Source organism: Seonamhaeicola sp. ABD4_175, from assembly GCF_056160885.1.
Window position 1 is genome coordinate 211525 of the sequence record NZ_JBSWYC010000002.1, and the last position, 14870, is coordinate 226394.

At 33.1% G+C, this 14870-nt stretch carries 12 protein-coding genes; 11 read left to right on the forward strand and 1 reads right to left on the reverse strand.

Annotated elements, in window-relative coordinates:
- The first annotated feature begins 6 nt into the window (after nucleotides 1–6).
- The 9 genes from ACXAG4_RS07220 (at nucleotide 7) to arsB (ending at nucleotide 9010) form a co-directional block, all read left to right on the forward strand.
- Nucleotides 7–1536 (forward strand): OmpP1/FadL family transporter, encoded by a 1530-nt coding sequence (locus tag ACXAG4_RS07220; RefSeq protein WP_475295412.1) that lies wholly within the window; start codon nucleotides 7–9, stop codon nucleotides 1534–1536.
- Nucleotides 1537–1757: 221 nt separating this feature from the next.
- The gene (gene folE / locus ACXAG4_RS07225) at nucleotides 1758–2435 is read left to right on the forward strand and encodes a GTP cyclohydrolase I FolE (protein WP_475295413.1); all 678 of its coding nucleotides are present in this window, start codon (nucleotides 1758–1760) and stop codon (nucleotides 2433–2435) included.
- A 43-nt stretch (nucleotides 2436–2478) separates the two neighbouring features.
- Entirely contained in the window at nucleotides 2479–3960 is a 1482-nt protein-coding gene (gene cysS / locus ACXAG4_RS07230) for a cysteine--tRNA ligase (RefSeq protein WP_475295414.1), read from the forward strand.
- A gap of 125 nt (nucleotides 3961–4085) precedes the next feature.
- On the forward strand, nucleotides 4086–4310 hold the full coding sequence (gene yidD, locus ACXAG4_RS07235; RefSeq protein WP_475295415.1) for a membrane protein insertion efficiency factor YidD: 225 nt from the start codon (nucleotides 4086–4088) through the stop codon (nucleotides 4308–4310).
- 86 nt (nucleotides 4311–4396) lie between these two features.
- Nucleotides 4397–5932 carry a sulfatase family protein gene (locus ACXAG4_RS07240; RefSeq protein WP_475295416.1) on the forward strand — a complete coding sequence of 512 codons (1536 nt, stop codon included), beginning with the start codon at nucleotides 4397–4399 and terminating at the stop codon, nucleotides 5930–5932.
- 91 nt (nucleotides 5933–6023) lie between these two features.
- A complete protein-coding gene (locus ACXAG4_RS07245; RefSeq protein WP_475295417.1) occupies nucleotides 6024–6575 on the forward strand; it encodes a TetR/AcrR family transcriptional regulator in 552 nt (183 codons plus the stop codon).
- A 53-nt stretch (nucleotides 6576–6628) separates the two neighbouring features.
- Nucleotides 6629–7489: an SDR family oxidoreductase gene (locus ACXAG4_RS07250; protein WP_475295418.1), complete on the forward strand. Its 861-nt coding sequence runs from the start codon at nucleotides 6629–6631 to the stop codon at nucleotides 7487–7489.
- A gap of 98 nt (nucleotides 7490–7587) precedes the next feature.
- Complete coding sequence (locus ACXAG4_RS07255) at nucleotides 7588–7920, forward strand: ArsR/SmtB family transcription factor (protein ID WP_475295419.1); 333 nt, start codon at nucleotides 7588–7590, stop codon at nucleotides 7918–7920.
- 49 nt (nucleotides 7921–7969) lie between these two features.
- Nucleotides 7970–9010 (forward strand): ACR3 family arsenite efflux transporter, encoded by a 1041-nt coding sequence (gene arsB, locus ACXAG4_RS07260; RefSeq protein WP_475295420.1) that lies wholly within the window; start codon nucleotides 7970–7972, stop codon nucleotides 9008–9010.
- Nucleotides 9011–9086: 76 nt separating this feature from the next.
- On the opposite strand, the gene ACXAG4_RS07265 is transcribed toward arsB, so the two are convergent.
- Nucleotides 9087–10547 carry an aminoacyl-histidine dipeptidase gene (locus ACXAG4_RS07265; protein ID WP_475295421.1) on the reverse strand — a complete coding sequence of 487 codons (1461 nt, stop codon included), beginning with the start codon at nucleotides 10545–10547 and terminating at the stop codon, nucleotides 9087–9089.
- A 200-nt stretch (nucleotides 10548–10747) separates the two neighbouring features.
- On the opposite strand from ACXAG4_RS07265, the gene ACXAG4_RS07270 reads away from it, so the two are divergent.
- A complete protein-coding gene (locus ACXAG4_RS07270; RefSeq protein ID WP_475295422.1) occupies nucleotides 10748–11806 on the forward strand; it encodes a DUF3810 domain-containing protein in 1059 nt (352 codons plus the stop codon).
- A gap of 83 nt (nucleotides 11807–11889) precedes the next feature.
- Nucleotides 11890–14865, forward strand: a complete 2976-nt coding sequence (locus ACXAG4_RS07275) for an amidohydrolase family protein (RefSeq protein ID WP_475295423.1) — start codon at nucleotides 11890–11892, stop codon at nucleotides 14863–14865.
- The last annotated feature ends 5 nt before the right edge of the window (nucleotides 14866–14870 follow it).

Here is a 14870-nt window from a genome sequence, read left to right on the forward strand (position 1 = left end):
TCACATATGAAAAAGTTACAATTACTTTGCATAGGCTTGCTATCTATGTCTGCAGTTTACGGTCAAGATTTAACCGATGCGCTTCGATATTCTCAAGACGAAATTCAAGGAACAGCGCGTTTTAGAGCCTTAAGTGGCGCTTTTGGCGCCTTAGGTGGAGACATGAGTGCGGTAAGTATAAACCCAGCAAGTTCTGCTGTTTTTAGCCGAAGTCATGCTTCCATTACAGGAGCAAGCCTTAACACTAAAAATAAAACAGATTATTTTGGTGGCACTGGTAGAACTGATGATACAAACTTTGATATTAACCAAGCAGGTGCTGCATTTGTATTTGCCAGCAACAATAACTCGCCATGGCGTAAATTTTCATTAGCCGTGGCTTATGAACGTACAGCAAATCATGAAAATAATTGGTATGCGCAAGGTTTAAATACTGTTGTTGATCCTGATTTTAGTAATTCTATTGCTAGTTATTTTTATGATTTTGCCCAAGGTTTAAGATTAGATGAAATTTCAGCTTTTGATGGAGAATCTTTAGCTGATGCCTATTTAGATATTGGTACTTCTTTTGGCTTCCCCCATCAACAAGCTTTTTTGGGTTATGAAAGTTTTATATTAGAACCTGAAGAAAACGACGATGCAAATACTAATTACACATCAAATATAGCTGCCGGTGATTTTCAACATGACTACACTTATGCTGCCACTGGTTACAACGGCAAAGTCTCTTTTAACGTAGCTACACAGTATGAAGACAACTTGTATTTAGGTTTAAATTTAAATTCTCACTTTATAGATTATCAACGTTCTACATTACTTTTTGAAGAAAATAATAATGTAGGTTCAACAGTTAATTTTGTTGAATTTGAAAATAATTTAACCACAAGAGGTAATGGTTTTTCATTTCAACTTGGTGGTATCATGAAAGTTACTGATGAATTTAGAGTTGGTTTAACGTATGATTCTCCTACTTGGTATACTATTGAAGAAGAAACTTCACAATATTTAGGTACCGATGGTGCTAATGATTTTGTTGGTATAAATCCGCAAATAATAAACATTTACCCTCAATATAAACTAAAAACACCTTCAAAAGTTACAGGAAGTTTAGCCTATGTATTTGGTAACAAAGGTTTAATTAGTTTTGATTACTCTAGAAAAGATTTTAGCAACACCGAATTTAGACCTGAAAATGATGATTTCTACCAGGTTTTAAACGAAAATATAAGCAATACATTTACTGATGCTTCTACTTACAGATTTGGAGGCGAATACAAACACAAACAATTTAGCTTTAGAGGCGGTTACCGTTTTGAAGAAAGCCCATATAAAGATGGTTTTACAGTAGGCGATTTAAATGGTTACTCACTTGGTTTAGGCTATAATTTTGGCAATACAAAACTAGATGTAACCTACGATTATTTTGAAAGATCTTACATTAACACACTGTATAATTTAGATTTTGGTAACGCCCCAATAGCAACACGAGACAGAAAAGATTCTAACGTAACAATATCATTAAGTTTTAACATATAACCACTTAATAACTTTTTTGAGTGTTAAAAGCTTGAGGAGAATAGCCCCCTCAGGCTTTTCTTTTTTGTAATGATTCCCTAATTAAACAGACCAAAACAAGCATTAGCAATAAATTACAATTAATTGTTAATAATATTAGTTAAATAACCGAAAAACGTATCTTTGCACTCCAAAGTTTATTTTTTACGTTTTTCAACCGTAAAAACAAAAGTTTTAGACACATGAAATTGGAAAGTAATTTAGATGATTTTGATGCTTTAGGAGATGAGCACATTGGTACATCGCAAGACACACCTATGCGTAGTGATGCCTTCAAATTAACTAATGAAGAAAAAATAGACATTATAAAAGATGATGTTCGCCATATAATGGAAACCTTAGGTTTAGACCTTACAGATGACAGCCTTAGAGGCACACCAAACCGTGTGGCTAAAATGTTTGTAAACGAAATTTTTGGAGGGCTAAACCCTAGTAAAAAACCAAGCGCATCAACTTTTGATAATAAATACAAATACGGTGAAATGCTAGTTGAAAAAAATATTACCGTTTACTCAACCTGCGAGCACCATTTGTTACCAATAGTTGGTAGAGCACACGTAGCATACATTTCAAACGGTACAGTTGTTGGTTTATCAAAAATGAATCGTATTGTAGACTACTACGCAAAACGCCCTCAAGTACAAGAGCGTTTAACCATTCAAATTGTAAAAGAATTACAACAAGTATTAAACACCAAAGATGTAGCTTGTGTTATTGATGCTAAACACCTATGCGTAAACTCTAGAGGTATTAGAGATATTGAAAGTAGCACTGTAACATCAGAGTTTGGTGGTAAATTCAAAGACATGGCTACCAGAAAAGAGTTTTTAGATTATATAAAATTAGATACTAAGTTTTAAGGGATAATTTCTAGCAATCAACAACCAAAGCACATCAGCAACCATGCAACTTTACAAAAATCAGGAGATAAAAATTTATAATTCAATTACTGGACAAAAAGAAGTTTTTAAACCTATAAATGAAGGACACGTAGGCATGTACGTTTGTGGCCCAACAGTGTATAGCAATGTACACCTGGGTAATGTTAGAACTTTTATGTCTTTTGATGTGATTTTTAGATACCTAAAGCATTTGGGTTACAAAGTACGCTATGTAAGAAACATAACTGATGCAGGACATTTAGAAAATGATGCCGATGTTGGTGAAGATAAAATAACAAAAAAAGCACGTTTAGAACAAATTGAACCTATGGAAGTAGTGCAACGCTACACCGTAGATTTTCATAACGTATTAAGTACACTAAACTTTTTACCACCAAGCATTGAACCTACTGCAACAGGCCATATTATTGAGCAGATTGAGTTAATTTCTAAAATAATAGACAACGGTTTTGCTTATGTAATAAATGGCTCAGTCTATTTTGATGTGCATAAATTTGATGAATCTAACGAATACGGAAAACTAAGTAAACGTAAGTTAGAAGACTTAATTCACAACACCCGCGAACTTGACGGGCAATCAGATAAAAAGAACCCACAAGATTTTGCGCTTTGGAAAAAAGCCGAACCACAACATATAATGCGTTGGCCTTCTCCTTGGGGCGATGGTTTCCCAGGTTGGCACTTAGAGTGTACTGCAATGAGTACAAAATATTTAGGTGAAACGTTTGACATTCATGGTGGTGGTATGGATTTAAAATTTCCGCACCACGAGTGTGAAATAGCTCAAAATGAAGCTGCTCTAGGCAAATCGCCTGTAAATTATTGGATGCACGCTAATATGCTTGAATTAAACGGGCAACGCATGTCTAAAACCACAGGTAACACCATAAATCCGCATGAATTGCTTTCAGGTAATAATGATAAAATGAGTAAAGCCTACTCACCTAGCGTTATTCGGTTTTTTATGGCGCAATCGTCATACCGCAGTGTGTTAGATTTAACCGATGCAGGTTTACTTGCCAGCGAAAAAGGCTATAACAGACTTATGGAAGCAATGGCATTAATACCATTGCTTAAAGCTTCTGCTTCATCAACATTAAATATAAATGAATGGCTTCAAAAATGTTATGATGCCATGAATGACGATTTTAACACACCAATTTTAATAGCTAATTTATTTGAAGCTGTTAAATATATAAACCTAGTTAAAGATGGTAGTGCAACCCTAACTGCTGATGATATTACACTATTATCAAACAGTTTGAACACTTTTGCTTTTGATGTTTTAGGGCTTTTAAAAGATGCCCAAACAGCCGCTGGTGGCGATAAATTAGCTGGTGCTGTAGATGTTTTAATAAAACTAAGGCAAGAAGCCAGAGCAAATAAAGATTTTGCCCTTTCTGATAAAATTAGAGATGAATTAGCAAGCGTTGGTATTGTACTTAAAGATGGTAAAGATGGCACAACGTTTTCGGTTAACTAATTTCTAATATTTTGTTATTTAGAAAGATATAAAACAATAAATTTTCTAAAATTCAGAAAAATATTAGCCTTCTTACATGCGCTTATAATGATGTTATATAAGTATTTACATATCAGAAATTTAAAATGATTAAAAAAATACTCATAGCACCATTTCTGTTTTTAATAAAAATATATCAAACATTTATTTCACCATTAACACCTGCTACGTGCAGGTATCACCCAACCTGTTCACAATACAGTAAAGAAGCCTTAAAAAAACACGGGCTTTTAAAAGGTGGTTGGCTTGCAATAAAACGTATTTTTAGTTGCCACCCATGGGGCGGATCAGGCCATGATCCAGTACCTTAAGTTTTTAGTTTTAAATATAAATTTACATTCATATTTAAACTTCATAAATTCAAAATTCTTTAGATTTGTGTATCTAAACTATTCTTATGAAAAAACTATTCTTTTTTGCTATTTTGGCAATTACGTTTTCGTGTAAAAACAATACAAAAACATCTGAAAAAGAAGCTTTAAAACAAACTTCAAACGCTAACCCAAACATTATTATTTTTTATGTTGATGACTTAGGATATGGCGATTTAAGTTGTTACGGTGCCACGGGTGTTAATACACCAAACATTGATAAATTAGCCAATAATGGCGTAAAATTTACTGATGCCCACAGTGCCACAGCTACTTGTACACCATCACGTTATGCAATGCTTACTGGTAATTATGCTTTTAGAAGAAAAGCGGCCGTTTTAAAAGGTGATGCACCGCTAATTATAAGTACAGAGCAGCCTACGTTACCTAAAATGCTAAAAAAAGCAGGCTACAAAACAGCCGTTATTGGTAAATGGCACCTTGGCTTAGGTAATGGCAATGTAAATTGGAATACTACCGTTAAACCTGGCCCCAATGACATTGGTTTTGATTACAGTTTTCTTTTACCTTCAACCGGTGATAGAGTTCCTTCGGTTTATATGGAAAATGGAAATATTGTGAATTTAAATGAAAACGATCCGTTAGAGGTAAGCTACACTGAAAAAATTGGTAACAGACCAACAGGCTATGAAAACCCTGAATTAAGACGACAAGTAGCCGACGACCAACATAACAAAACCATTATAAATGGTATAAGTAGAATTGGTTGGATGAAAGGCGGAAAATCTGCAGAATGGACTGATGAAGAATTCCCATACAAATTAACCGATAAAGCCAATAACTTTATAAAAAACAACAAACAACACCCCTTCTTTTTATACTATGCATTTCATGACATTCATGTGCCACGTTTACCTCATAAAAACTTCCAAGGAAAAACAAATATGGGCCCAAGAGGTGATGCTATTGTACAGGTAGATTATGTTGTTGGTGAAATTGTAAAATCTTTAGAAGCAGAAGGTATTGCTAATAATACCATGATTATTTTTACTAGTGATAATGGCCCTGTTTTAAATGATGGCTATGAAGATGATGCAGTTGAAAAATTGGGTAATCATAAACCCACAGGTATTTATAGAGGCGGCAAATACAGTGTTTATGAAGCCGGCACAAGGGTACCCACAATTGTACATTGGCCAGAAAAAGTAACACCAAAAGTTTCTAACGCTTTAATGAATCAAGTAGATTTTTACAGCTCTTTTGCAGCCTTAACAAACCAAACACCTGAAGCATCAATTTTAGATTCTAAAAATTATTTAGATGCATTACTAGGTAAAACAGACGCTGGAAGACAAGAGGTAATTTTAGAAGGCTATACACTAGCACTTAGGCAAGGAAACTGGAAATACATTAAACCATCAAAAAACAAAGGCACATGGATTACCGAAGATAAAAAAATTGAAAGTGGTTTAACAACACAAGAACAACTTTTTGATTTAAGTAAAGACCCAAGTGAACAAAATAACCTTGCTGAACAGCATCCTGAAAAAGTTGAAGAATTAAAAAACAAACTTCAAAACATAGAAAATTTATCTAAATAAATCATTTAAAAAAAGAGACTAAAACAAAGTAGTCTCTTTTTTTAACATTTGTTTTGGAATATTTATTCCAAAAACATATTATATTTGCCTCATGACAAAAAAAGATAGCATAGTAAACGCAGCTTTAAAACTACTTACAGAACAAGGAGTTCACAATACTCCAATGTCTGCTATTGCTAAAGAAGCTAAAACTGGCATGGGTACTATCTATAATTATTTCCCTAATAAAGAAACTTTAATAAACTTCATTTATATAAAAATTAAAGAAGAAGAAAAATTAATAATACAACCATTTAATAATAACAAGCCCATTAAAATTCAGTTTGATAATTATTATTTAACAACTATAAACTTTTTTATAGAAAACCCAATGTATTTCAAGTTTATGGAGCAGTTACAGGCCTCTCCTATTATTACTGAAGAAAGCAGAAACCTTGGTACAGAATCAATGATGCCCGTTTTAAATTTACTAAATAAGGGCAAAAATGATAATATTATAAAAAATATAGATACCTATGAACTCCTAATGTATTTAGGCGGTGCTATACTATCATACCTTAGGTGGTATTTTGGTTCAAAAAAATCACATATGCAATCTATAAAAAATCAATTACAAATGGTATGGGACGCCATAAAGTCTTAAAAAAAATTTAAACAAAATTTGGAACGAACATTCGTTCCGTAAAATTCAAAATTATGAAAAAAAACATTTTAATTACAGGTACATCAACTGGCGTTGGCTTTGAAAGCGCATTACTATTTGCCAAAAATAATTATAAGGTATATGCCAGTATGAGAAATTTAGAAAAGGCTACAAAATTAAAAGAAGCTATTGAAGGTGATAACTTAAATATTGAAATTCTTCAACTTGATGTTACAGATACTGCATCAATAAAAAGCGCTGTAAATTACATTATAAACAAAGATAATAAAATAGATATTCTTTTAAATAATGCGGGTGCTGGTTTTGCAAAAACTACAGAACAAGCCTCTGAAACAGAAATTAATTGGGTAACAAATGTTAACTATCACGGTGTTGTGTTTTGTACCCAAGCTGTTTTGCCTCATATGCGCAAAGCTAGAAACGGACAAATAATTAACATTACATCTGTTGGTGGTTTAGTTGGTCAGCCTTTTAATGAGTTATATTGTGGAGCAAAATTTGCTGTTGAGGGATATATGGAGGCACTATCAACTTATGTTTCAGACGGTTTTAATATTAAAATCACAAATGTTGAACCAGGTGGCATTGCTACAGAGTTTATGACCTCGGCTGTAGAAAAAACAGCTGTAAATGGTGCATTAGCTACAGGTGAATATGCTCCTATTTTTGAAAAATATTTAGCCGGAAACCAACAACGTGCTAAGGAAAGTAAAGAGCAAACTTACCAAACAGGAAATGAAGTTGCTAAAGTGGTTTTAGATGTAGCACAAAATGAAAACCCTCCATTACGTATAAGAACTTCAAAATGGGCAGAAGATTTATGCTCATTGAAAACACAAGCTGATCCTGATGGAACAAAACTTGTTAACCAAATTAAAAAGAGTTTTTTATAAAAACACATTAAAAAACGCCTATAAAAAATAGGCGTTTTTTTTATAAAAATTTTGAAGCAAGCTTTATTAATCGTAATATTGCAATATAAAAATAAATAATGGGTTTAACTAAGTCTGAAATATTTACCAACTCTCAAAATGACATTGCACTTTTAGCCAAGGCCTTTGCGCATCCGGCACGTGTGGCTATTTTAGAACATTTATTCAAAATAAACAGTTGTTATTGCGGAGATTTAGTAAACGAAATTGGTTTAGCACAACCCACTATTTCACAACATTTAAAAGAGCTAAAAAATCTTGGTTTAATAAAAGGCAGCATTGAAGGTACAAGCGTTTGTTATTGTATAAACGAAGATACTTGGAAAAATATGAAAACTGTTTTAGGTGCATTTTTAAATCAAGATATAAATAATAGCAACCAATGTTGTTAAAAAAAATTTGAAAACATTAATCGCATTATTACGATAAAACAATAGAAGCATGAAAAAATTAAGTTTTTTAGATAGAAATTTAACCCTTTGGATATTTTTAGCCATGGCCATAGGTGTGGCGCTTGGGTATTTTATACCATCACTTCCAAACGTTATAAACTCCATGAGCTCTGGTTCAACTAATATTCCCATTGCTATAGGCTTAATAGTAATGATGTATCCTCCACTGGCAAAAGTTAATTACAGCCTTTTACCTAAAGTGTTTAAAAATGTAAAAATACTATTAACCTCATTAATTTTAAATTGGATTATTGGCCCTATATTAATGTTTGTATTAGCCATTACCTGTTTACAAGATCATCCAGATTATATGGTTGGCCTTATTTTAATTGGTTTAGCCAGATGTATTGCAATGGTTTTAGTTTGGAATGATTTAGCTGAAGGCAGCAGTGAATACGGTGCTGGTTTAGTAGCTTTAAACAGTATTTTTCAGGTGTTTGGTTATAGTTTTTATGCGTGGTTATTCATTACAAAACTACCACCTATTTTTGGTTTTGAAGGTGCCATAGTTGATATTTCAATAGCTACCATTGCAGAAAGTGTGCTGATATATTTAGGCTTACCATTTTTAATGGGCATTTTAAGTCGTGTGTTTTTAGTTAAACTGAAAGGTGAAACATGGTATAACAACACATTTATACCTACCATTTCACCGCTAACGCTTATAGCATTATTATTTACCATAGTGGTAATGTTTTCGTTAAAAGGCGAACTTATTGTTGAAATACCAATGGATGTTTTAATTATAGCAGTTCCGCTACTAATATACTTTATAATAATGTTTATTGTGGGCTTCTTTTTTACCAAAAGTGTGGGCGCAAATTATACAAAAACTGCGGCTGTTGCTTTTACCGCTGCTGGTAATAATTTTGAATTGGCCATTGCTGTTGCAATTGCTGTATTTGGTTTAAATTCCGGACAAGCATTTACTGGTGTTATTGGTCCTTTAGTTGAAGTACCCGCTTTAATTTTACTTGTAAAAGTGTCTTTTTGGTTAAAACGAAAATATTTTAAAACTTCAGTAGTTTAATAAAAAAAACTGCCACTATAATTGTTATTGTGAATTTAGCGTGGCAGTTTTTTTGTAAATTATTAAGCTAGCTTTTTTAAGCTTCTGGAATGTTTTTCAAAATTTCTAAAACAAATTTCCAGTATTTTTTAACCGAAGAAATTTGCGCACGTTCATCGGGTGAGTGTGCGCCTTTAATGTTTGGGCCAAAACTAATCATATCCATTTCAGGATAATTTTGACCTAAAATACCACACTCTAAACCTGCATGACAAGCCGCCACGTGTGGTTTTTCGCCATTTAAATCTTCATACAACTTAGTCATTACTTTTAAAATTGCAGAATCCATATTAGGTGTCCAACCCGGATAATCACCTGATAATTCAACTTCACAACCTGTAAGTTCAAAAGTGGCACGTAGTGTATTTGCCAAATCTAATTTTGCACTTTCAACTGAGCTACGTGTTAAACAGGCAATTTTTATATTACCAGCTTTAATATGCACACGTGCTAAATTATTAGAGGTTTCAACCAAATCTGGAATATCAGCACTCATGCGGTACACACCGTTTAAAGCAGCATATAAAGCTCTTGTTACGCCCTCTTGCACGCCTAAATCCATTATTAATTTGGGTGTTTCAGTTTTTGAAATAACAACATCTAAATCGGGCTCTGTAGTTTTAAATTCTTTTTTTATGGTGTTTGAAAGCATTGCCATTTCAAGTAAAAAAGCATCTTCATGAATAGCATCAATAGCTACAATAGCTTTACTTTCTCGTGGTATAGCATTACGTAAACCACCGCCATTAATTTCAGAAATACGTAAACCATAGTTTTCAAAACCATCAAAAAGTAAGCGATTCATAATTTTGTTAGCATTACCTAAACCTTCATGAATTTGCATACCAGAATGCCCTCCTTGAAGCCCTTTTACTTCAATAGAAAATCCTATTTTAAATTCTGGTGTTTCTTCTTCTTTGTATGTTCTTGTGGCTGTTACATCTACGCCACCTGCACACCCCACACCAATTTCGTCATCTTCTTCGGTATCTAAATTCAAAAGAATTCCGCCTTTTAAAAGTCCGCCTTCAAGCCCCATGGCACCTGTCATTCCAGTTTCTTCGTCTATGGTAAAAAGGGCCTCTATTGCTGGGTGTGCTATATCTGTACTTTCTAAAATTGCCATTATAGTGGCAACGCCTAAACCATTATCTGCGCCTAAGGTTGTGCCTTTTGCTTTTACCCAATCGCCTTCAATAAACATGTCTATACCTTGGGTATCAAAATCAAAAACAGTATTGTTGTTTTTTTGGTGCACCATATCTAAATGAGACTGCATAACCACTGTTGTTCTTTGCTCCATTCCAGTTGTTGCTGGTTTTTTAATAATAACGTTACCAACTTTATCAACTTGAGTTTCTAAACCTAAATTTTCTCCAAATTGTTTCATAAAGGCAATAACGCGTTCTTCTTTTTTTGAAGGGCGAGGTACTGCGTTTAAATCGGCAAATTTATTCCAGAGTTGTTTGGGTTCTAATTGTCTTATTTCTGCGTTCATAATATTTAATTCAAGTTTCACAAAGATACTGTTTAGTAGTAAATGTAGCCTTTACAAGTAGGCACTTTTTTTGCAGCTACTCCTGATTGTAGTGGCATCCTTTTTTTGAGGCACGAAAAAAAAGATATAACGGAAAGCAGGTAGAAACCTTTATTAACTTGCACTATGCTGCCGTACTAAATTTTATTATTTTTGAAACTATGCTGAAAAATAAAAAATTACTGCTTGCACTTAGTTTAATACCGCAATATTTACTGGTGTTATGGGCTTCTAAAAACCCTGTTTTTATTGAAAATTTTTACAGCAATGGCCTGTATATTTATATTGCTAAACTATTTAGGTTTGTGTTGGGTTGGTTACCGTTTTCGTTTGGCGATTTTGTTTACGGCTTGGGTATTTTATATGTTTTAAGGTGGGTTATAATTAACCGGAAACGCATTTTAAAGGATACCAAAAATTGGATTATTGATGTTGCTGCGGCTTGTGCCCTACTGTATTTTGCGTTTCACTTATTTTGGGGCTTAAATTATTACCGTTTACCACTGCATAAAAACTTAAATTTAAGTAGTGAATATTCTACTGAACAGTTAATAGCGGTTGCACATAAACTGATTGCAAAGTCTAATAAATTGCATTTTGAAATTACCAAAAATGACACTGTTAAAGTAAAAATGCCTTATAGTAAAAGTGATATTTTTAAAATGGTGCCTAATGGATATGATAATTTAAAAAACACATTTCCGCATTTGGAATACCACCCAAAGAGTATAAAAAAATCGTTATTTAGTTACCCGTTAACTTATATGGGTTTTAGTGGCTATTTAAACCCTTTAACCAATGAAGCGCAGGTTGATGGGTTAATACCTAGTATAAAATTCCCTACAACTTCTGCCCATGAAATGGCGCATCAATTGGGCTATGCTGCCGAAAATGAGGCTAATTTTATTGGTTGTTTGGCATCTATTTATAATGATGACGTGTATTTTAAATACTGTGGTTACGCCTTTGGCTTACGCTATTGCTTAAACGAAATTTACAAACGTGATGAAATACTTTTTAAAGATATTACTAAAACTGTTAATAAAGGTATTTTAAAACATTACGAAGAGGTAAAACTTTTTTGGGAAGCGCATGAAAACCCTATAGAACCTTTTTTTAAAACCTTTTACAGTGGTTACTTAAAGGCTAATAACCAAAGCAAAGGCATGCAAAGTTATAGCTATGTTGTGGCGCTTTTGGTTAATTACTTTAATGAATAATTATTACTACAAGTTAAAATGTGTTAAGAATTTTTTAATAAATTCTTAAATTAACTAATTTAACGCCAAAATAAATATTATTTATGCTTAAAAACTACCTTTGGTTTATTGCCATACTTTTTGTGTGTACAATAAACGCTCAAGACTATTTCCCTAAAAATGATGGTGTAAAAACCCAAAACACTAACTACACAGCATTAACCAATGCTAAAATTTACGTAACGCCTACCCAAATTATAGAAAAAGGCACGCTTTTAATTAAAGATGGTAAAGTGGTAAACGCTAGTAAATTGGTTAACATTCCAAAAAATTCAATTGTTATAGATTTAAATGGCAAAAGTATTTACCCGTCTTTTATTGATATTTATTCTGATTTTGGTATTGAAAAACCTCAAGCCTCTGCATCAAAATCACATTCAGCACAGTATAACCCATCGCGTACTGGCTATTACTGGAATGACCACGTTATGCCCGAAAACAATGCCATAAACAATTTTAATTACAACAAAAAAGAAGCTACCCAATTACTTAAAGCTGGTTTTGGTGTTGTAAACACACATATACATGATGGTATTGTGCGTGGTACCGGAGCATTAATTGCCCTAAACAACACAAATGGTAATGAACAACGTATTATAAATGAAACATCTGGACACTATTTATCGTTTAAAAAAAGTGTAACTTCATCACAATATTACCCTGGCTCTATCATGGGCAGTATAGCACTATTAAAACAATTATACATTGATGCAGATTGGTATGCTAAAGGTAATATTAGCACCAAAGATTTATCACTTGAAGCTTTAAATACAAACAAAAATTTAATTCAGTTTTTTGAAGCAGGTAGTAGAGCAAATATAATGCGTGCAGACAAAATTGGCGATGCTTACGGCATACAATATGTTATTCTTGGTGGCGGCGATGAATATGAGCGTATTAACGATATTAAAGCCACAAATGCTAAAATTATTTTACCATTAAACTTTCCTGATGCGTATGATGTGGAAGACCCATTTGCAACCGCTTCATTATCATTAGAAGATATGCGCGCATGGAACCAAAAGCCGCATAACCCAAAAATTTTAGCAGATAATAACATTGATTTTGCTTTTACGGCTTTCAAACTAAAATCTGTAAAAGAACTGAAATCTAAAATTATAAAAGCCATTGAAGCAGGCCTTTCTAAAGAGAAAGCTTTAGCAGCTTTAACCACTATTCCTGCTCAAATATTAAATAAAAATACCAGTATTGGTTCTTTAAAAAACGGATGTTTAGCTAACTTTTTAATTACTTCTGGTGATATTTTTGATAAAGAAACCACCCTTTATGAAAACTGGGTACAAGGCCAAAAAACAGTTTTTGAAAGTTTAAACACCAAAAACATTTCAGGAACCTATGCCTTCAATATTGATAATCAGCCTTATAAAATGGTTGTTTCTGGTAAACTAAGTAAACCTAAAACCAAAATAACAACGGGTTCGCATACGTTAGGCTCTAAAATAAATTATAAAGATGATTGGGTAAATATTTCGTTTACAACCATTGATACTACAAAACAAGAATTTATTAGAATTGTTGCTAAAGTTGATGACACCAATACGCTAACAGGAAAATCTATTCTTCCAAACGGAGACATATTACCTTTTAATGTAAAATCATCAAAGGAAGATGATGATGATGATTCAAAAAAAGAAACCGATAATGAAGAAAATAATAACACATTTTTTTCTGTTACTTATCCTAATAAAGCCTTTGGTTTTACTAAGTTACCTGAAGCTGAAACGCTACTGTTTAAAAATGCTACCGTTTGGACGGGAGAAGCCGAAGGTATTTTACAAAACACCGATGTTTTAATTAAAGACGGTAAAATTGCAAACATTGGTAAAGATTTAACTGCTGGTAAAGCCAAAGTTATTAATGCTACTGGCAAACATTTAACTGCTGGAATTATTGATGAACATTCGCATATTGCAACAGCATCAGTTAATGAGGGCGGACAAAACTCATCAGCCGAGGTAACAATTGAAGATGTAATTGATGAAACCGATACTAATATTTACCGCAATCTTGCTGGCGGTGTAACATCTATCCAAATTTTACATGGTTCAGCAAACCCTATTGGTGGCCGTTCAGCAATTATTAAATTAAAATGGGGTGAATCTGCCGATAATTTAATTTACAGCAATACGCCTAAATTTATCAAATTTGCCTTAGGTGAAAACGTAAAACAATCAAATTGGAGCAGTTACTCACGCTTCCCACAATCGCGTATGGGTGTTGAGCAATTGTATATTGATTATTTTACAAGAGCAAAAGCTTATGATGATTTGAAGAAAAGCGGAAAGCCATACAAAAAGGATATTGAACTTGACGTTATTGCTGAAATTTTAAATAAAGAACGTTTTATTTCATGTCATTCATATGTACAAAGCGAAATTAATATGCTTATGAAGGTTGCCGAAAAATTTAACTTCAACATTAACACATTCACACATATTTTAGAAGGTTATAAAGTAGCCGATAAAATGGCAGAACACGGTGTTGGCGGCTCTACATTTAGTGATTGGTGGGCCTATAAATACGAAGTAAACGATGCTATACCGTACAATGCAAGCATAATGCACAATGCAGGAGTAACGGTAGCTATTAACAGTGATGATGCTGAAATGTCGCGTCGCTTAAACCAAGAAGCCGCTAAAAGCATAAAATATGGTAACGTTAGTGATGAAGATGCTTGGAAATTTGTAACCTTAAACCCTGCCAAATTACTACATATTGATGACCGTGTAGGCAGTATAAAAATTGGTAAAGATGCCGATGTAGTTTTGTGGTCTCACAACCCTTTATCTGTTTACGCTAAAGCCGAAAAAACTATAATTGAAGGTGTTACTTATTTTGATATTGAGCGCGATAAAAAAATGCGAGAAGCCATAAAATTAGAAAAAAACACACTTATCAACTTAATGCTAAAAGCTAAAAACAAAGGCTTAAAAACACAAGCTATTAAAAAGAAAACCAAAGAGCTTTTACACTGCGATTCTATTGATAAAGAAATATAATTTAC